At 50.1% G+C, this 18,902-nt stretch carries 20 protein-coding genes; 12 read left to right on the forward strand and 8 right to left on the reverse strand.

The features are described from left to right. The first annotated feature begins 124 nt into the window (after nt 1-124). On the forward strand, nt 125-871 hold the full coding sequence (locus V7P87_RS06370; protein ID WP_333796686.1) for a DUF4336 domain-containing protein: 747 nt from the start codon (nt 125-127) through the stop codon (nt 869-871). 21 nt (nt 872-892) lie between these two features. Here the strand turns inward: V7P87_RS06370 and V7P87_RS06375 are convergent, their stop codons facing one another. Beyond that, nucleotides 893-1,954 carry a metal-dependent hydrolase gene (locus tag V7P87_RS06375; protein WP_333796687.1) on the reverse strand — a complete coding sequence of 354 codons (1,062 nt, stop codon included), beginning with the start codon at nt 1,952-1,954 and terminating at the stop codon, nt 893-895. A 171-nt stretch (nt 1,955-2,125) separates the two neighbouring features. On the opposite strand from V7P87_RS06375, the gene V7P87_RS06380 reads away from it, so the two are divergent. Further along, on the forward strand, nt 2,126-2,809 hold the full coding sequence (locus V7P87_RS06380) for a hypothetical protein (protein ID WP_333796688.1): 684 nt from the start codon (nt 2,126-2,128) through the stop codon (nt 2,807-2,809). Between the two features lie 62 nt (nt 2,810-2,871). Here V7P87_RS06380 and V7P87_RS06385 read toward each other — a convergent pair whose 3' ends face one another. Beyond that, nucleotides 2,872-3,513 (reverse strand): hypothetical protein, encoded by a 642-nt coding sequence (locus V7P87_RS06385; RefSeq protein ID WP_333796689.1) that lies wholly within the window; start codon nt 3,511-3,513, stop codon nt 2,872-2,874. A 156-nt stretch (nt 3,514-3,669) separates the two neighbouring features. Continuing rightward, entirely contained in the window at nt 3,670-3,954 is a 285-nt protein-coding gene (locus tag V7P87_RS06390; protein ID WP_333796690.1) for a hypothetical protein, read from the reverse strand. Between the two features lie 251 nt (nt 3,955-4,205). On the opposite strand from V7P87_RS06390, the gene dgt reads away from it, so the two are divergent. Next, nucleotides 4,206-5,705, forward strand: coding sequence for a dGTPase (gene dgt / locus V7P87_RS06395; protein WP_333796691.1), 1,500 nt, complete (start codon nt 4,206-4,208; stop codon nt 5,703-5,705). 30 nt (nt 5,706-5,735) lie between these two features. Here dgt and V7P87_RS06400 read toward each other — a convergent pair whose 3' ends face one another. Then, nucleotides 5,736-6,335, reverse strand: a complete 600-nt coding sequence (locus V7P87_RS06400; RefSeq protein WP_333796692.1) for a GNAT family N-acetyltransferase — start codon at nt 6,333-6,335, stop codon at nt 5,736-5,738. 4 nt (nt 6,336-6,339) lie between these two features. Then, nucleotides 6,340-6,705 (reverse strand): hypothetical protein, encoded by a 366-nt coding sequence (locus V7P87_RS06405; protein ID WP_333796693.1) that lies wholly within the window; start codon nt 6,703-6,705, stop codon nt 6,340-6,342. Between the two features lie 198 nt (nt 6,706-6,903). On the opposite strand from V7P87_RS06405, the gene V7P87_RS06410 reads away from it, so the two are divergent. The 6 genes from V7P87_RS06410 to V7P87_RS06435 all read left to right on the forward strand — a co-directional run bounded on the left by V7P87_RS06410 (nt 6,904) and on the right by V7P87_RS06435 (nt 13,323). Beyond that, nucleotides 6,904-8,979 carry a carbon starvation CstA family protein gene (locus V7P87_RS06410; RefSeq protein WP_333796694.1) on the forward strand — a complete coding sequence of 692 codons (2,076 nt, stop codon included), beginning with the start codon at nt 6,904-6,906 and terminating at the stop codon, nt 8,977-8,979. Then, nucleotides 8,979-9,206: a YbdD/YjiX family protein gene (locus tag V7P87_RS06415; RefSeq protein ID WP_333796695.1), complete on the forward strand. Its 228-nt coding sequence runs from the start codon at nt 8,979-8,981 to the stop codon at nt 9,204-9,206. The genes V7P87_RS06410 and V7P87_RS06415 overlap by 1 nt, the downstream gene beginning before the upstream one ends. A 46-nt stretch (nt 9,207-9,252) precedes the next feature. Beyond that, a complete protein-coding gene (locus V7P87_RS06420) occupies nt 9,253-9,570 on the forward strand; it encodes a hypothetical protein (RefSeq protein ID WP_333796696.1) in 318 nt (105 codons plus the stop codon). Nucleotides 9,571-9,661: 91 nt separating this feature from the next. Continuing rightward, entirely contained in the window at nt 9,662-10,327 is a 666-nt protein-coding gene (locus V7P87_RS06425) for a DsbA family oxidoreductase (protein WP_333796697.1), read from the forward strand. Between the two features lie 25 nt (nt 10,328-10,352). Further along, nucleotides 10,353-11,306, forward strand: a complete 954-nt coding sequence (locus tag V7P87_RS06430) for a M14 family metallopeptidase (RefSeq protein ID WP_333796698.1) — start codon at nt 10,353-10,355, stop codon at nt 11,304-11,306. Nucleotides 11,307-11,541: 235 nt separating this feature from the next. Further along, nucleotides 11,542-13,323: an AsmA family protein gene (locus tag V7P87_RS06435; protein ID WP_333796699.1), complete on the forward strand. Its 1,782-nt coding sequence runs from the start codon at nt 11,542-11,544 to the stop codon at nt 13,321-13,323. Between the two features lie 85 nt (nt 13,324-13,408). Here the strand turns inward: V7P87_RS06435 and V7P87_RS06440 are convergent, their stop codons facing one another. Next, nucleotides 13,409-13,747: an FKBP-type peptidyl-prolyl cis-trans isomerase gene (locus tag V7P87_RS06440; protein WP_442967937.1), complete on the reverse strand. Its 339-nt coding sequence runs from the start codon at nt 13,745-13,747 to the stop codon at nt 13,409-13,411. Nucleotides 13,748-14,046: 299 nt separating this feature from the next. Between V7P87_RS06440 and V7P87_RS06445 the strand changes: the two genes are divergently transcribed. Together V7P87_RS06445 and V7P87_RS06450 are read left to right on the forward strand one after the other, a co-directional pair. Next, complete coding sequence (locus V7P87_RS06445; RefSeq protein WP_333796701.1) at nt 14,047-14,937, forward strand: hypothetical protein; 891 nt, start codon at nt 14,047-14,049, stop codon at nt 14,935-14,937. Between the two features lie 208 nt (nt 14,938-15,145). After that, nucleotides 15,146-15,604, forward strand: coding sequence for a hypothetical protein (locus tag V7P87_RS06450; RefSeq protein WP_333796702.1), 459 nt, complete (start codon nt 15,146-15,148; stop codon nt 15,602-15,604). 49 nt (nt 15,605-15,653) lie between these two features. Here the strand turns inward: V7P87_RS06450 and V7P87_RS06455 are convergent, their stop codons facing one another. After that, nucleotides 15,654-16,925, reverse strand: a complete 1,272-nt coding sequence (locus tag V7P87_RS06455; RefSeq protein WP_333796703.1) for an acyltransferase family protein — start codon at nt 16,923-16,925, stop codon at nt 15,654-15,656. A 106-nt stretch (nt 16,926-17,031) separates the two neighbouring features. Between V7P87_RS06455 and V7P87_RS06460 the strand changes: the two genes are divergently transcribed. Then, the gene (locus V7P87_RS06460) at nt 17,032-17,964 is read left to right on the forward strand and encodes a LytR/AlgR family response regulator transcription factor (RefSeq protein ID WP_333796704.1); all 933 of its coding nucleotides are present in this window, start codon (nt 17,032-17,034) and stop codon (nt 17,962-17,964) included. 3 nt (nt 17,965-17,967) lie between these two features. Here the strand turns inward: V7P87_RS06460 and V7P87_RS06465 are convergent, their stop codons facing one another. Continuing rightward, complete coding sequence (locus tag V7P87_RS06465) at nt 17,968-18,807, reverse strand: AraC family transcriptional regulator (RefSeq protein WP_333796705.1); 840 nt, start codon at nt 18,805-18,807, stop codon at nt 17,968-17,970. Nucleotides 18,808-18,902 lie beyond the last annotated feature (95 nt).

The following is an 18,902-nucleotide window of genomic DNA, read 5'->3' on the forward strand; positions in this document are numbered from 1 at the left end:
GAAAAACAATACACCTCAATAAATTAAATCATTTTATTTACATTTATTACATTGTTTTGTTGCGGTTGGCCCGAAGTTCCGCTTGAATAACGGCGTAGCCCGGCCGCACAAGGATTGTGATGTTATGTATCCGCCGCTTTTTGTATTAAAACCTGTTGCCTACAATATCTGGCTGGCTGATGGCCCGGCAGTGTCGTATTTTGGCTTACCTTTCCCCACCCGGATGACCGTTATCCGGCTGGAAAACGGTGGCATCTGGTTGCATGCGCCTGTGGCATTCAGGCCACAATTATTGGCTCAGGTACAACAACTGGGCCCGATACAACATCTGGTCACACCCAACTGGCTGCATTACGCCTATCTGCAAGAATGGCAACAGGCGTGCCCTGATGCGCTGGTATGGCTGCCGCCTGCTGTGCAACAAAGAGCCTTGTCACGCCATTTAACGCTCAAAGCGGACTATCAGCTGGGTTTTGTCCCGGATAGCCTTGCCGCTGCGGCCTGGCCCGCTGAAATACGCTTTTTACTGGTCAGCGCCGGCACCGATCAGCAGAGTTCCGATCATCAGGAAACCGTATTTTTTCATCCGCCCAGCAAAACACTGATCCTGGCCTGTCTGATTGAAAATTTTGAATTGGATAAATGCCCGCTCTGGAGCAGGCCTTTATTCTGGCTGGCTGGCAATGTGGACCCAGACGGCAAAGCCCCGCTGGACTTACGTTGGCGTTTCCGCCACCACAAAGGGGCTTTACGTAGCGCCGTGTTGCAGATGCTGGCATGGCAACCGAAAAGACTGATCCTGTCCCATGGCCGCTGGTATTCCGGGCATGTGATGGCCGAGCTGTTAAGAGCTTTTCGCTGGGTGAAATAAAGCTGCACCAGGCTGTTTTTGTTAGTCTGCTGCTTTACCCTGCATTACTTTTGCCTTGTCACCTGTGACAGCAGCTGTAGCTTCAGTTGCCGCCAGATACTGCGCCAGTGTCTGTTGTGTATTGCCCTGCATCCTTTGCCATAACCAGCGCAGACTGCGGCTATCGGCAGGTGGTCTTTCCAGCTGTGCGATATTGGTCACTTCGCCCTGGTCATTTTGTGTTAATACAAAACGGAAGTTGTAACCAGGCTCCAGCCCAAGCCGTAAATCAGTCAGCACCAGCTGCCCTGGCTGCTGTTCTAGCTGGAAAAAACCATGACTGAACCAGGCAATTCTGGCCACTTGCGGCTGCTGCTGCCATTGGCTGATCAGTTCCGGCTGACGGGGATAGTGTTGCCACTGCAAACTTTGGGTTGGGTCCAGCAACGACAGATAAGTTTCGCTGTATTGCTGCGGTTGCACCCACAACACCCGCCACAATAAAGTATTAAAAGGCGCGGCACTGACCAGCAGCTTGCCCTGCTGCGCTGGTAATTGTTGTTCAACCTGCTGCTGCACCCATTGTTGCGCTACAAGTCCAAACAGCAGGTAACCGCAGCTGAACATCAAACCAAGCTGATTCCAGAACGGATTTTTTTTCAGCAAAGTGAAGATCAGCCCGCACAACAGCAGCAAGGTATAAAGCGGGTCTATCACAAACACCGACCCTATCCCAAAGGGATAATCGGTAAAAGGCAATAACAGCTGAGTGCCGTAGATGGTGAGCATGTCCAACAGCGGATGGGTGATCAGCACCAGCCAGACGCCAAGCAATGCCCGCCTGAAACTGCTACTGCTGTCACTGATTTTTAACCAGAACCAGACCAATAAAGGCGACAGCAATGTCAGATAAAACAACGCATGGCTTTGGGTGCGGTGCAGTGTCATGTCCGAAATCGGATCCCCATGCTGGATCAGCACATCCAGATCCGGCAAAGTACCCAGCACTGCGCCCAAAGCCGCCGACTGCCAGAGGGGCTGCTTTCGGCGAAAAACTGCAATACTGACCGCTGCACCCAGCGCAATTTGTGACAACGAATCCATCTCAAACCACTCTTATTTTCCAACCTAAACAAAAACGGACTGCAACATAACATGGATCTCAGCACAGTACAGAACATGTTGTTTTTCAAGGTTGTCCCCAATAACCAAAGGCGGCACAATAAGGCTCTGTTTTGCTGCTCACTACACCTTATCCGAGAAAAGGAAGATCAGATGTTCAAGAAAACCACTTTATTTGCCGCTGTTGTTGCCTGCAGCCTCACCAGCACTCAGGCCGGTGCAGAAGTATTAGCCGTTGGTGTTAAAGCCGGAACTTTGGGTTTGGGGGTAGAAGTGGTGGCTCAGGCCAACGATTATTTTAATCTACGTTTACAACACAGCAGATTCAGTCGCCAGATCACCGAATCATCATCGGGTGGTAACAGCGATCTGGAATTTGATCTGGACCTCGACTTAGGCGCAACCAGCTTATTGGTCGACTATCACCCGCTGGCGGGCAGCTTTCGTCTGACCGCTGGTTATGGCAACAATGCCAATCAATTTGTAGGTGCCGCTGTGCCCAGTGGCAGTTATGAAATTGGCGATAATGTGTACAGCGCTGCCGATGTTGGCACCGTCAATGGCCGCATCGACTTTAAGTCAGCAGCGCCTTATCTGGGTTTTGGCTGGGGCAATGCTTTTGCCGGTGATGGTGGTTTTGCCATGAACCTCGACATTGGGGTGTTTTTACAAGGCGCCCCCCAGGTGCAACTGAGCACCAGCAAACAACTAAGCGACCCGGCTGCACAGGCCTTATTACAACAAAACCTGGACAAAGAAACCGCCAATTTTGAAGACGACACCAAAGATCTGAAAGCCTGGCCGGTATTGGCGCTGGGTGTCAGCTATTTATTCTAAACCTGGTGAATACAGGGCCTGCAAAGTTGTGGCTATGGTAACTACACCACAGCTTTGCCGTTTTAGTCATTCTGGAAGGGATATACGTTCGGCAGGTAAAGCTCACCTTTTTCTTTAAATTTTTGCTCAGCAAAATCAAAAAAGTTCCGCACGCTGACCCCATACACTTTTTGCACATTAAATTTGGGCATGAGCTGGTCAACAAAGTCTTCGGCAATATTGTGAGCACAACGGATCAGCTGTAAATCCGCTTCATCTCCGTGTTCAAAATACATTTTGATAAAGGTATGCAGCTGGGCAATACGAAACACCACTTTCATCGAACCCGGGTGCCAGAACTTAAAATCCATCTGTGGATGATTAACCAAATCAGTGTGCAGTTCATGGTCGCCTTTCCAGGCCACACAATGCACTTCAAAACCGTTTTTGGTAAACACCTTGTAAATCGACATCCGTGGTTTTTGCTCACAGACAATGTCACCCAGTTTATCTTCGGTACCACCTAATAATTTGATATTCCAGTTCTTCTTGTCGGTCAGCACATCTAAAGAGTTTTCAAACCCATATTTCAGCATGCCTTCGGCCATACCCAATGACGTCGACACTGAATGATAAAAGGCAGGAATATTGCCAAAAGTAATCTTGCGTTTGAGCCGGTTAATTTCTCTTAAACGATTTTCAACCTGTTGGATATGCTCAGCCATAACAAAAACGAACCCCGGAACTGTGCTTTTTCTCCACTATAACCAAGGCTGGAGCCAAGGGAAAGCCAGTTGCAATAATAGCGCTGTACTTGAGTTAAAACAGCAAAAAAAAACGCTTCTTGTTGGAAGCGTTGTGCACAAAGGAGCGATAACAACTTAGTTGTTGGTCACAGGCGTTGCCGAAGAATTGCGCATCATGGCTTCAGCATTTCTGTTGTCTTCTTTGATCTGAGCTACAGTGCGGCAAACGCGGGTTGCCATATGGCGGCCGGTTTTCTTTTCACTGCGACAAACTAAAGCTGAGTCATCGGTATCTTTGGTTATTTTTTTCACTTCCACTGGCTTATTGGCCTGTGCGGCTGAAGTGCTGTTTGACGCTGTTGAGCCACAACCTGCCAGCGTAAATAACGAAAAACCTAAAACTATCATTGCTTGTTTCATGGAAGCGTCCTTGTTATGACTTTTTTGTGAGGCTGTAATGTACCCAAAGAACAAAATATCAACAATCTCATTTTCAAAAAAATAACGAAAAAACCTAAAAAAGGTCTAAAATCAACCGTTTTTTCCACTTCGTCCAAAGTCGTGCCCACTGCACCAAAATCTGAACCACTGGCGCAGTCTGGCCAAATCTGTAACTATCTGACTGATCCAACAGCATTCATCTGATACCAGCCCCACAGGAAAACGCCGTTATGACCCGTTCTTTTGCCGGAAAAATTAGCCCGGTCCGACCCAAACGCAGCAAATCGGCGGTAAAAGACTATTCACCATTGTTTTTACAAATGCAGCTTGAAAGTGACAGAGGCCGGATCATCAACTCAGCTGCGGTGCGGCGTTTACAGCAAAAAACCCAGGTATTCCCATTAGAACGTAATGCCGCTGTACGCAGCCGGCTGACCCATTCGCTGGAAGTGCAACAGGTTGGCCGTTTTATTGTGCAAACCATTTTCCGCAAACTCAGCCAGCAGCAGCTGCAACAATACCATCTATCTGAGCTGGAACGCGCCTGCGAAACCTTGGTCGAAATGGCCTGTTTGATGCACGATATCGGTAATCCGCCTTTTGGTCACAGTGGTGAAAGTGCCATTAACCGCTGGTTTGCCCGTCATATCGGGCAAATTTATCCAAGGCCGGACAACAAGGATGCGGCGCTGGTGCAAAAAGCGCAGCAGGATATTGAAGAGTTATGCCATTTTGAAGGTAATGCGCAGGGCATCCGGCTGGTGGTAAGTTTGCAACAAATGAACCTGACCTACAGTCAATCGGCTTGTATTCTGAAATACACCAGACCGGCCTGGTTGCCCAAAGCCGATGTGCCAGCACATTTAAGTTACCTGATGAAAAAACCCGGTTTTTATCGTAGTGAAGCGGCTTTTATTGCCGAACAAAATCAGCAGCTGGGTATTGTTGAATATGGCCGCCACCCACTGACTTACATTATGGAAGCCGCAGACGATATTTCTTATTGTCTGGCCGATATTGAAGATGCTGTAGAAAAAGGCATTCTGAGCTTGTCTCAACTTGCCGAACTACTGAAAACTGAATTTGCCCGACAAAAAAATGCCAACAGTCCCATTAAAGGTTTAGGGGGCAAAAGTGCCAGTTTTGCTGAATTCATAGATAAAGCGCTGGCCAAGGCTACAGACGAGCAGCTGAATCCCACTTATGAATTTTTTATCCAGCTCAGGGTCAGCATGATCCATCCGCTGGTGAACCATGCCGCTGAGCAGTTTATTCTGCATCTGGATGCCATCAGCCAGGGCACTTTTAACCGCGCTTTATTGGAGGACGACAGCCAATACCATGCGATAGCCCAAACCTTTAAAACAGTGGCGCAACAACATGTGTTCAGTGACCGCGAAGTTGAATTACTGGAAGTGCAGGGTTTTCAGATCATCTCAGCTTTGCTGGATGTCTATTTACCGCTGTTAAGCTTAAACAGCCAGGACTTTCAGCGTTGCATCAGCAGTCAGGGTGCCAGAGAATTTCCGCTGGAAAGCCGGCTGGCCAGACGTTTGTCGACAAAACACAAAGTCAGTTACCAACAGGCTGTTGCCGCTTTGAATATTGCCGACAACAGTTATGCGCTGGACGAATGTTATTACCGCAGCCGTTTATTACAGGATTGGATCAGCGGCATGACAGACCATTTTGCTTTTGATGAATACCGCGCTTTGGTGTTGTGTCAATAACAGGCGGTCATAACAACACAGGCTGGCGCTCTAAGGCGCCAGCTTTTTGCGGTAATACACCACTTCCACATCCCCCAGCGGGTCTTGATGCAGTCCTTGTTTGACATAACTCAGGCCGAGTTTTTCCATCACCCGGGTGGAGGCTTTATTGTCGGGCATGGCAATAGCTGACCAATACAAAATAGCCGGATTGGCTGCGGTCACTGCTTCTGCCACAGCCCTGGCGGCTTCAGTGGCAAAACCATAACCCCAGCTGGATTGGAAAAAACGCCAACCCAGCTCAACATTATCTTTTTTGGCTGTGCCCACAAAAAAATCCATTGGCCTTATCAGCACCCAACCAATATAACGGTTGGGCAGCGGCGCATAATCAGCACGGGTCTTGACCTGCCACAGGCCAAAACCTGTTGCCGGGTCGCGGTAACTGTTCATTCTTGGCAACATCCGTTCCCGGATATCCTGCATGCTGCTGATATTGCCGCCATTGATATAACGCATGACAGCTTCGTCCTGATCCAGTTCAAACAACAAGTCTGCGTCGTTATTGTCCATTAAACGATAACTAAGCCTGGCGGATGACGGAACCGTTACCTTATCACCCTGTGCCTGCCCGCTGTCATCCTTGCTCATTTAGTTATTCCTTATCCTGTTGCTGTTGTTTTAATTGTTTTTTAAGTTTGGCAATTTGATAAATCACCAGCGCATAACTGAGTAAAAACAACAGGTAATACACCGGCATCATATCCGCTTGCAGCACCTGGCCTTGTTGCCACAAAAAATACATCTTCACTTGCGGTAATAAAATGCTGGCGAAGATCACCGCCAGTACAGAACCACTTTGCACAAAACGGACAAAATACCAAAGACCAAGACTCAGCAGCACCAGCTGCAAATGCAACTCGCCGGAATACCAGATCCCAAGGCCAAACCACTGATAAGCAACTGCTACTAAATAACTGAGCAGAAACAACACACTAAAAATACCAATGGCCTTTTGCATCCGGCACCTCAACAATTCAGGCAGAAAAACCGGCAGTATGCCTGAGAAGCACCAAACAGCCAACGCAGGCCCGGAATAGCACACAACAAAGCGCCGGGCTAAAGGCCTGACTTGATTGACAATAAAGCGCTGCCCGATACAAGATTGGCCACAAAGAATAAAAAACGAATAAAAAAACAACAAAAACAGGGAGTTTTTATGCAGCAGCGTATTGGCCATATTTTATTGTGGCTGGGGATTTCGGTGTTGGGCGCGTCCGCAGTGGGCGGCATAGCGCTGCACCGCGGTGAATCTATTAATGCCCTGTGGTTTATTGTCGCCGCAGTTTGTGTTTATGTCATTGGTTACCGCTTTTACAGCGCCTGGGTGGCAGCCCGGATTTTAATGCTGGACGATACCCGCGCCACACCAGCAGAACGGCTCAATGACGGTCGTGATTATCTGCCGACCAACCGCTGGGTGGTGTTCGGCCATCATTTTGCTGCTATTGCCGGCCCTGGCCCTTTAATTGGCCCAACCCTGGCAGCGCAATTTGGTTATTTGCCAGGCACCTTGTGGATTCTGGCCGGCAGTGTGCTTGGCGGTTGTGTGCAGGATATGTGTGTGCTGTTTTTCTCCACCCGCCGTAATGGCCGAAGCCTTGGCCAAATGGCGCGTGACGAGCTGGGGCCCATTGGCGGCGCCGCTGCACTTTTTGCCACCTTGCTGATTATGATTATCCTGATTGCCGTATTGGGGCTGGTGGTGGTGAACGCAATGAAACACTCGCCCTGGGCCACTTCGACTGTGATTGCCACTATCCCTATTGCCATTATTGTCGGCATTTATATGCGTTATATCCGCCCGGGTCGGGTGCTGGAAGGCTCTTTGCTTGGCGTCATTTTGCTGCTGCTTTCAGTCGGCGGTGGTGGTTGGGTAGACCAACAACCTGTGCTGCGTGAGCTGTTTAACCATCCGGGTTTGCCTTTGGCTTTTGGTGTCATTGGTTATGGTTTTCTCGCCGCTGTATTGCCGGTGTGGTTATTGCTGGCCCCACGGGATTATTTATCCACCTTTATGAAACTCGGCACCGTGCTGCTTTTGGCCGCCGCCATTATTGTGTTGCAGCCAGAGATTAAAATGCCGGCTTTGACTCAGTTTACCGACGGCAGCGGGCCTATTTTTGCAGGATCCATTTTTCCATTTGTGTTTATTACCATCGCCTGTGGTGCCATTTCCGGTTTCCATGCGCTGATCGCATCCGGCACCACACCAAAACTGCTGAGTAATGAACGGGATATCCCGATGATTGGTTATGGTGGTATGGCGCTGGAATCTTTTGTTGCGGTGATGGCGTTAATTGCCGCCACAGTGCTGGAACCTGGTATTTATTTTGCCATCAATAGCCCGGCCGGTATTGTCGGTGCTTTACCCAGCGAAGCAGTGGCTACTATCACCAGCTGGGGTTTCCCTGTGACCGTAGAGCAAATGGACGCTTTAGCCAAAGCTATGGGCGAAGCCACTTTATTTGCCCGCACCGGCGGTGCACCTTCATTGGCTGTGGGTATGGCCAGCATTTTTGCGTCGGCTTTTGGCGAGCACTTATTAGCCATCTGGTATCACTTTGCCATTATGTTTGAAGCCGTGTTTATCCTGACCACACTGGACGCCGGCACCCGGGTTGGCCGTTTTATGCTGCAGGATATGCTGGGTAATCTCTGGCCCAAACTGGGCCGTACCAGCTGGTATCCTTCGGTGATTGTCAGCAGTGCTTTGGTCGTCGCGGGCTGGGGTTATTTTTTATATATAGGCGTGATCGACCCCAACGGTGGCGTCAATATTCTGTGGCCGCTGTTTGGCATTGCCAACCAGATGCTGGCCGCCATTGCCCTTTGTGTCTGCACCGGCATTCTGATTAAATCCGGCAAGTTAAAGTATGTCTGGGTGACAGCCCTGCCACTGCTGTGGTTAACCATTCTGACCAGCACAGCAGTGTACGAAAAAGTGGCAAGCGACAATCCAAGGCTTGGTTTTTTTGCTGCCGCTGACGATCTGAGCCAAAAACTGGCCAGTGGTGTGTTACCCCCGGAAAAAGCCGCAGTAGCACCCCAGCTGATTTTTAACCAGCAGCTCGACGCCTGGCTTGCCATGTTATTTGCTGCGCTCTTGTGGATCATTATTTTAGATATGCTCAGAATGGCCAGCCGCCATCTGCGTGGTTTGCCTGTGGCTGAGTCTAAAGAAACACCTTATCAGCAGACCAGACTGGAAACCCAACAGGGAGCAACCGCCTGATGCAACTTGCCACAGCACGCAGTGTCTGCCGCCAACTTGGCCAGGCGCTACGCTTAAAACTAAAACAAGGCTGGTCTTTGTTGCGGGAACTGAGCGGTGATGATGCTTATGAACGTTATTTACAGCATCAGGCGCTGCATCACCCGGATGAAACACCTTTGTGCCGCCACGCTTTTTTTAAGCGGGAGCAGCAGCAAAAATGGCAGGGAGTCAAACGTTGTTGTTAACACCTGGCGCTTTGCACAACCCTCATCTTAAACCCGGGCACTGCTGATGGCCGAACTGCTGCAACAGGCCGTTGCCGCCATTTTTATGCTTTTAATGCTGGGTCTTGGCCTGGCACTGGCGCTCAGCCCCTGCATTATTTTGTGGTTAACGGCCAGGCAATTTTTGCCAAAACTCTGCCCCTGGCACTGGGCGAAACCCACGACCCTGTGCCTGGTGCTATCGCTGCTGGTGATTTTTGCGCTGAATATCGAACTGGAATCGGGTTTGTTGTCGATGTTTAGCCAGGTCTTTATCTTGTCTTTGGGCTGGACCTTGCTGTTGTTGCCACTGGCGCTTGTAAGCCAGTGGTGGCGTCAACGCTGAAATTCCTGCGCTCTGGCGCAACCTTATAGCAGCAGCGCCAGCGCATGGTTATGATCAGCCCCTTCGCCATCACCACAAGATTGGAGCGCCGATGAAAACTATCCGGATTGATCTGGTATCAGATATTGCCTGCCCCTGGTGTGCCATCGGCTTTGCCCGGCTACAACAGGCGTTTAAAACCCTACCAGAACTGCAGCTACAGCTGCACTGGCGTGCTTTTGAACTGAATCCGGATCCAAATCTGGTGCCGGAGCCGATTTTACCGGCCCTCAGTAAAAAATATGGCCAAAGTGAAGAGGCGATGCGCCAGTCACAACAAAACTTAATGGCCATTGCCGCCGATCTGGGGCTGAATTTTCAAAAGATGCAGCAGCGCTACACCTGCAACACTTTTGATGCTCACCGCCTGATGTATTGGGCAAGCAGCTTTAACCGGCAGGACCAACTGGCGTTGGCCTTGTTTGAAGCTTATTTTGGCGAAGCACAAAATATGGCCGAACCCGAGGTGTTATCACATTGTGTTGCCAAAGCCGGCCTGGACAGCGCAGCAGCCAAAACACTGCTGGCATCGGAACAATATGCCGCTGAAGTGCGCGCAGAGCTCGAGCAAGCGCGGCACAATGGCATTCATTCGGTGCCGGCTTTTATTATTAATCAACGTTATTTAATTTCCGGTGCACAGGAGCCCGCTGTGCTGGCACAGGCACTACAACAAATTGCCGACGAGCAGCAGTCAGCAAATTCATCATCCAGATAACACACTTATATTTCAGAAGGTTCAGATGACAACAACCCGTGCACTTTATGCCATTGGCACTCCGGGCCAGCCCTGGGGTGATGCCGAAAAAGCTTTATGGTTAAGCCAGCAACAGCAAAAACGCAGTTACCAACAGGATGTGATCACCCCTTTAACCCGGCTGTTTGCCGATAAAACCGAGCTGGCAGCACAGGCTGAGCTGTTCCAGTACGGCAGCCTGGATTATCAGGCACTTGGCCTTGGCAGTTATCCGCTTTATGCCGTTGCCAGCAAAAACTGGCAGGCCGATAAAGCTACAGTGCTGGTGACAGGCGGTGTGCATGGTTATGAAACCAGTGGGGTGCATGGTGCTTTAGATTTTATCCGCAACAAATTTGCGCTCTATCAGCCGCATTTTAATCTGCTGATTTTGCCTTGTATCAGCCCCTGGGGTTACCAGACCATCAACCGCTGGAACCCGCTGGCGATTGACCCAAACCGGTCTTTTACGGCCAATAGCCCGTCGCAGGAAGCTGCTGCCGCTATGGCTTTAGTGGCCAGCAAAGCACCACAGGTACTGGTTCATGTGGATTTACATGAAACCACAGATTCAGACAACAGCGAGTTTCGCCCGGCCAAAGCCGCCCGTGACGGTGTGGTGAATACCAACTGGAATATTCCGGATGGTTTTTATCTGGTCGGCGATACCGATAATCCACAACCGGACTTTCAGCACGCCATTATTCAGGCCGTGGCCAAAGTGACTCATATCGCGCAAGCGGATGAAAACGGCTGCCTGATTGGCGAAAAGTTACAACAATTTGGTGTGGTGAATTACCCGAAAAAAGCACTGGGCCTTTGTGGTGGCATGACCAATGCACTGTATGTCACCACCACTGAAGTCTATCCGGACAGCCCCAAAGCCAGTCCGGCGCAGTGTAATCTGGCACAGGTCACCACCATCTGTGCCGCGCTGGATTTTGTATTAAACAGAGCCTAAACCCGCTTTTTGTCGCAATGCCTGTAACAGGCATTGCAGAGGCCGGTTAGCAGCCGGCCTCTGCCTTTAGTGTGGTAAATCCCCCCTCAAAAGAACCCGGAAAGAGCCCCAACCCAAACCTTTGGTTTGGCCGGATTGAACTATGCTGCGGTATCAGTTTCTATTAAAGCGATCAGTGCAGGTTCAGCCTGGCTTGTTATAAAAAACCGGATCGGCTTGTGCTTTGGAGGCAAAAATGAAAGTGATCAAATGGTTGCTGCTGGGTTTGGTCAGTGCCGTCCTGCTGCTGACGCTGTATCTGACCTTTTGGTTTGATCTGAACGATATTAAACAGCAGCTGATCAACAAGGTTGCGGCACAAACCGGTCGAACCCTGCAGATCCAACAGGACATTGGCTGGAGTCTGTATCCTGATCTGGCGTTGGAACTGAAAGGGATCAGTTTGTCGCAGCCTGAGGGACTGCCCGGCCCCGCCATGCTGCAGGTGGCTGAAGCGCAGGCCGCTGTTGCGTTCTGGCCTTTGCTGGACCAAAAAATTCAGCTGAAAAAACTCCGGCTGCATCAGGTGGATATTTTTATTACTGAACAAGGCAAACTCAATAGCTGGAGCGGCCTGAATCAAAGCGCCGGCAACACCCCCACAGCGCCCATTTCAGATACAAGTTCAGAGCAAGCTGCCACCAACCCTATGCTGCAAAAACTGCAACTGGACGCGCTGGAGCTCAGCCAGGTGCAACTCAGCCTGCAGCAAAACGGCAAAAAACCACAACAATTCAGTCTGCAGCAATTCAGCATGCAGCAGTTTCAGCCGGGTAAAGCAGCACCTGTCAGTTTTCACCTGACAGTGCCGGACCAGCTGGATGTCAAAGCGGGGGCCATGCTGGCGTGGCAACCACAGAGCAAAACGCTGCAGCTGGATAAATTTCAGCTCAAAGGGCATGTGGCGGCACAGCCGCTGCAACTCCAGAGTGTGCTGATGCTGGATAGCCAAACTCAACAGCTGAAGTGGCAATTCAAGGAACTCAAAATTGCCAACAGCCAGGGCAGCGGCGACTTGAGTCTGAATTACGCTGGCAAAATTCCGGCGCTTAATGCCCGGCTGACGCTGGATCAATGGCAGCTGCAAAGCGCTGAGCAAACCGCAGCCGCCAATTCAACCCAAACCCCAACACAACAACCGGACCTGAGTTTTTTCAGCCAATTTGATATGCAGCTGAAGTTAGAGATCCAGCAGCTGCAACTTGCCAGGCTTGCGCTCAGCAACAGTCAGCTGCAATTGCAGAACAAACAGGGTCTGCTCAGCCTGAAACAAGCCAGCGCTAAGTTATATCAGGGCAACATCAACGCCAGTGGCTTTTTGGATACACGTAAACCGCTGGCTGCTTATCAGCTGGATGCCAAACTCGCAGGCCTGGATATGCTGGCGCTACTAAAAGCCGCTGCCGACATGGAGTTATTAAGTGGCACCGCCGCTTTGCAACTCAAAGCACAGGGCCAGGGTTTACTGCCGGATGACGTTAAAACAGCGTTAGTGGCAACAGGCGATTTTCAGGTGACAGATGGTGCTATCAACGGCATTAATATTCCGGCGCAAATCCGCAGTGCCCGCGCTGCTTTAAAAAATGAAGCTGCCCCGGATGCCGGTGAAGCGAAAAAAACCGACTTTTCCAGCCTGACCGGCAGTTTTACCCTCAGTAAAGCCGTGCTGGAAAACCACGACTTACAACTGGCGGCACCGCTATTGCGTTTATCGGGCACTGGCAATGCCAATTTGAGCACTGAACAACTGGATTACCAGTTAAAAACGGCGCTGGTCAATACACTCAAAGGTCAGGGTGGTAAAAGCAAAGATGAACTGGCCAATATTGAAATTCCGCTCAGAATTAGCGGTAGTTTTACCAAACCTAAATATCAGCTCGACACCAAAGCGCTGTTTGAACAACATTTAAAACAAAAAGTGGACACACAAAAAGACAAACTAAAAAACAAACTACTGGAAAAACTGGGCGGTGGTTAAAGCGGCTTTTGCTTTAGCCTGAGGCTGCGGTCAAAAGCCGCAGCCCATCAGGTTTCAAACGGGATAACAAGTTCGTGCGCAACCCTTAATCGTCACGCGTCAGTACTTCCAGCAAGTCGATGTCAAAACTAAGGTCTGAATTGGGCGGGATCATAGTGCCGATTTGCCGCTCGCCATATGCCAGATGGGCCGGCACCCAGAGCCGGCGTTTGCCGCCTACTTTCATGCCCTGCAAGCCCAGCACCCACCCCTGGATCACCCGGCCGTTACTCAGTACACACTGAAAAGCCTCACCACGGCGGTACGAAGAGTCAAACTCAGTGCCATCTGCTAAAAAACCGCGGTAATGGCTGGTAATTAAAGCGCCTCTTACTGCCGCTTTACCATCCCCCACCACCAGATCTTCAATTTTTAATTCATCCATCAAAGGCTCCTTAAACCGGCCGGAAAACGCCGATTATAACCTGCACTCAGTAGCGACTGACCAGCACAGACCACAACTTTCACCGTCTGGCAGCCAAAACCGTAGCCTGTTGCGCAGCGCCGCTGTCCGCGCTGGTTGCCAGCACAACCTTCAGGATCAGAGCACTATGGCAACCTGGTTGCTACCCCTGGAAAAAGTCGCTACTTTTTTCAGGCGCTGTTGCCAGACTGTGCTGCTGATGAACCTGATTGCAGCAACAGAGTAAAGCGCCCCTCAAACTGCTATGGACGGAGGTTGTGATGAACAAAGTTGCTTTATTGGCGATTCACGGTATGGGCTCAACCCAAAGGGGATTTAGTCACGAGCTGGTGCAGGATTTAACACGCAAAATGAACAACCACTTTGCTGAATTAGTGGTGTTTAAAGAAGTGTATTACCAACATATTTTGCAGGACAACGAAACGGAAGTCTGGCACAAATTGGCTGGCAAACTGCGCTGGGACGCGCTGCGACAGTTTATTTTGTTTGGTTTTGCCGACGCCGCCGGGCTTGAGCATCGTAAAGAGTTACCAAACAGCGCTTATCTGCAGGCGCAGCTGGAAATAGCACGTTCTTTGTATCAGGTCAGCCAACAGCTGGACAACACAGATAAAGTGGTAGTGCTGGCGCATTCACTCGGCTGTCAGGTGATGTCCTGTTATTTGTGGGACGCAACTCAGGCAGCAGCCAACCCGGAAAACCCCAAAGTTGCCGCCGGTATCTGGCGTCATATTCAGCAGCACGCTCAGGCGATAGCCGGAAAAGACCAGCTCAGCCCGGAAGACATCCAATTTTTGCAGGGCAAACGTCTGGCTTTGCTGGTGACCACAGGCTGTAATATTCCGATTTTTGTCGCCGCCCATAAACAATCCGACATTGTACCTTTTGCCAAACCCAACAAAGATTTTGTCTGGCATAACTATTACGATAAAGATGACGTTTTAGGCTGGCCGCTGGCCGAGTTATCACCCGCTTATGGCGAGCTGGTGACAGATATCCGTATCAATGCCGGTGGTGGTATTTTAGGTTGGATCAGTAAAAGCTGGAACCCTATGTCGCATGGGGAATATTGGGAAGACAAGAATCTGCTTAAACCTTTAGCCCGGCAGCTGGAAACACTGGCGATGACCGGCAAACTACCACCGCACTAATTCATGTGTTGAGCTTTATACATGTGAAAGCCAGTAGAACTGTAAGCATTACTTTGAAAGCCCGCCAGCACGGGCTTTATTTTTATCTATCCCGCCGCTGGTTAAACAGGCCTGGTTGATCTGGCCGGCATTTTTTGGCACCGTTTTTGGCACAACTATTGCTAACAAAAAATTCACTTCTTACAGCGCCGGCCAGGGACAGAGGGTGATGAAAACCAACATCAGTTTATTTGATACGCTGCAACAAATCCGCAGTCAGCAGCACAACCGCCAGCAAAGCCTGCTGGCCAGTTATCAGCAAAAAGATAAAACCAAAGAGCCGGTGACCACACCGGGCAAAACACCAACAGAGCCAGCCAAACCGGTGCAAACTCATGCCGATTTTAGCCAGATGAGCGCCAGACAACTGGGTCAGTGGCTGCAGCAAGGCCTGAAAAGCGGCAAAATTGTGCCGGAGCAGGAAGCTGTGTTTAAAACGCTGATTTATTCCGCTACGGCCGGAGATGCCAATAACAGCGATAAAGCATTCAATTTCAGCGAAAAAGCACAACAAGGGCTGCAAAGTGCCATACGCCGCAAAGACAGCAGCGCTATGTTGTTCTGGGGCAATGCAGTACAAAACATGAAAAAATATCAGGGAGAAAAATTGCCGCAGCCAACTGCTTAAGCTTGTGCTGCGGCTTCCATGCTCTCAGGCGCTTGCCAAAAGGCGCTGGCTAGCCGGTTTTGACGCTGTCTTTACCAGTAAACATCTGTTCTGAATCTGTTTTTTGCCCGACATTTTTTGCCGTAGCTAAACCACAACACCAACTCAGCAGCGGCACAACGCGGATCAGCCAATAACCCAAAGCACAACCCGTTATAGTCAGTAGCAGCAAAAGCCATACTTCCAGCCCGGCCGGAATAGCCAAAGGCTTTAACCAGCTGGCAAACACCACAATTAAAGTTTGATGTAGCAGATACCAGGGCAGAATAGCAGGGCTGCCATACCGATAGATGGCACCTTTGCGGTCTATGGCATTGACCGGCCGGTTTAAATAACGGCCGGCATAACCCAGCACCAGCAACAACCAGCACCAGTGATTCAGCGCCACCACTGCGGCATAACAAAGCCGTACCAGCAGCAGCTCGTCGAACTTTGAGGCGTAAGGTTCAAACACATCATGTTTATCCAGAATAATCAATGCATAACATAACAAAGCCAAAACGAAAAACAGCCTTCTGTGACGCACCAGTGCAGCCCACCATTGTTGCTGTTGGGCCAGCAGATAACCTGCCACAAACACCGCAAAATATTTAGCATGGTTATACCAGTCATCCAGCAGCGCATGGGTGGTTGGAAAAACTTGCCGCAGCCAATACCAGCTGATACCAAGCAACAACAACACCATTAACAAGGCATAACGGGCGGGCAGTTGTTGCACAAAACGGCTTTTTGCAAAACGATTCAGTGGTACCCGACCTAACAACAGCAGCATGCTGTAACACCAGACATAAGGCAAAAACCACAGATGGTTCCAGGTCAGCAGCCCAATAGGGCTATGGTGCTCTGGCAATAAGCCGGTTTGTGGGTTGATATACTGCCACCAGAATTGCAGGTAACCGGGTTCTATCAGCTGCTGGCTCAGCGCTTCAAAATACACCTGCGGCACCACCACCACAAACATGCCAAACAGCAAAGGCATAAATAAACGGCGGCTACGCAGCTGGAACAAACGAGCGCTGCCGATGTGCTGCTGCGCCAGACTGAGCGCCATAGCGCTGAGTAAAAACAACAAACTCATCCGCCAGGGGTTGGTTAAAATCATTAAGTCCTGCAACCAGCCATAGGTTTGTGTACTTTTTACATGCCAATCCCAGTCGGCCACGTAGTACATGCCAATGTGATAAAAAATCAGCACAGCAAGCGCCAGAATACGCAACCAGTCTAAATCGTAACGGCGTGCGCCTGCCCAGCTGCTGTGTTTTGGAAATACTGTTTCTGTCATTTGATAACTCCGGTTAAAGTAACCAGCGCAGTCTGCCCAACAACACAGCAGGCCCCAAGGCACCGATGTGTTGGTGGTGGTTTTCAGGGATAACAGGTGGAATAGTGTGACGAAAAATACGCAAGCCAGCTTGCTGGCGCGCTTTGATCAACATCCGTTGTGGTATAGCTATCTGCTGCTTGGGTGTTATCTGCTGATCAATAACAGCATTAATGCCACGTCGGTCTGGATGGAACACAGCCGTAACCCACTGAACACAGTGCAACTGTGGGAACCTTTTTTATGGGAATACAGCAGTGCGCTCAGCACTTTATTGTTATGCCCGTTTTTACACTGGATGTTCAGCCGTCACCCGATGCGGCTGACTCATCTCAAGACGCTGTTATTGACGCATCTGCTGGGTTCTTTGGTGTTTAGCGTGGCACATGTGACTTTGATGGTTGGGTTTCGCAGTGTTGCTTATAGCCTGGCGCAACAGGATTACGGCTTTGGCCCTGTGCTGCGGGAATTTTTTTACGAATACCGCAAAGATGTCTGGGGTTATTTATTCTTTTTTGGCCTTTTTCAGCTGCTGCAGTTTGTGTATCGCAGGCTCAAAGGCGAAGCCAGTTTGATCCAGACCGGCGATGATACAGAGGCATCAGCCAGCCCGGCAGCAGACAACAAACCCGCAAGCATTAGTTCGGCCGCAGCGCCCCGCCACTTTCTGGTGAAAAAACTGGATAAAGAATTTTTAATTGCCATTGCCGATATTGAATGGCTGGAAGCCAGTGGCAACTATGTGAATTTACACAGCAAAGGCCGTATTTACCCGCTGCGCGCCACTTTAAGTCACACTATGGAACAGCTGACCACTCAGGGGTTTAGCCGTATTCACCGTAGTTTTGCCGTGAATCACCATGCTATCGACAGCATCAGTTATCAACCAAGCGGCGACGGTGAAATTCAGCTGAAAAACGGCCAGAAACTGGCGTTATCGCGCCGCTATAAAGATGACTTCAGGGCCGCTGTGCAAACTGCAGCCTCATCAGCGCTCTAGGCCTCAGGCAGCCTGCTCAGCTGTGGGTTGCAGCTGATGCAGCCATTCTTTTGGCGACACACCAAGCCGCTGGCGAAAAGCACGGTGAAAAGCTGCCACACTCTGATAACCAACGGCCGGGGCTATTTGTTTCAGCGAAGCACCGGCCAGCAATTCTTTGCGTGCCAAAGTTAAACGCCAGTTCAGCAAATATTCGGCCGGTGTCTGGCCCACCACTTTGCGAAAATGTTCGGCAAAACGGGCCCGCGACATGCCCGCTTCCAGCGCCATGGCCTCTAATGTCCATTCCAGCTGAGGCTGACGATGAATGGCATCAAACACAGCTGCTAATTTTTTATCGGCCAGACCGGCAAACAACCCAACCTGCACTAAACCTTGCGCCATGATAAAACGCAATAACAAAATCAGCAGATATTCGGTTAACCGCTGCAAAGCAGCGTCCCGGCCACAGTATTGCTGCTGGTTTTCCTGCCAGATCAGCTGGATCAGCGCACGCAATGAAGCACACTCAGACAGTGGGATCACACTACAATCCGGCAAAGCCGCCAATAACGGATTGCCGGCCACTTCACCACAATCCAACGTTGCGCAATACAACAATAAGGAGTGCTGATGCTGCACTTCAAACTGATGGGCATCACCACGTGGCATAAAAATCAGGCAGGGTTCGGTCACGGCAATCCGCTCGCCATTGAGCAACAACGCCCCTTGCCCCGCTTCCACCAAGTGTAAATAAGCCTGGCCGGATTGAGGGCAAAACCGGGTTTTCTGGCAACTGCTGCCATGAAAATACACCGCAGCTTTTGGCGAAAAATGTGCAAGTAACGGGGTTAACCTATCCATTTTGATACTCTCTGCAAGTTAAATGGCACTTTTAGTTACCAATAGTTCCTGATAATAGCAGCCATCACAGAAGCTGCCAAGCCAGTGATGACTGG

The organism is Rheinheimera sp. (assembly GCF_036782235.1).
Classification (GTDB): domain Bacteria; phylum Pseudomonadota; class Gammaproteobacteria; order Enterobacterales; family Alteromonadaceae; genus Pararheinheimera.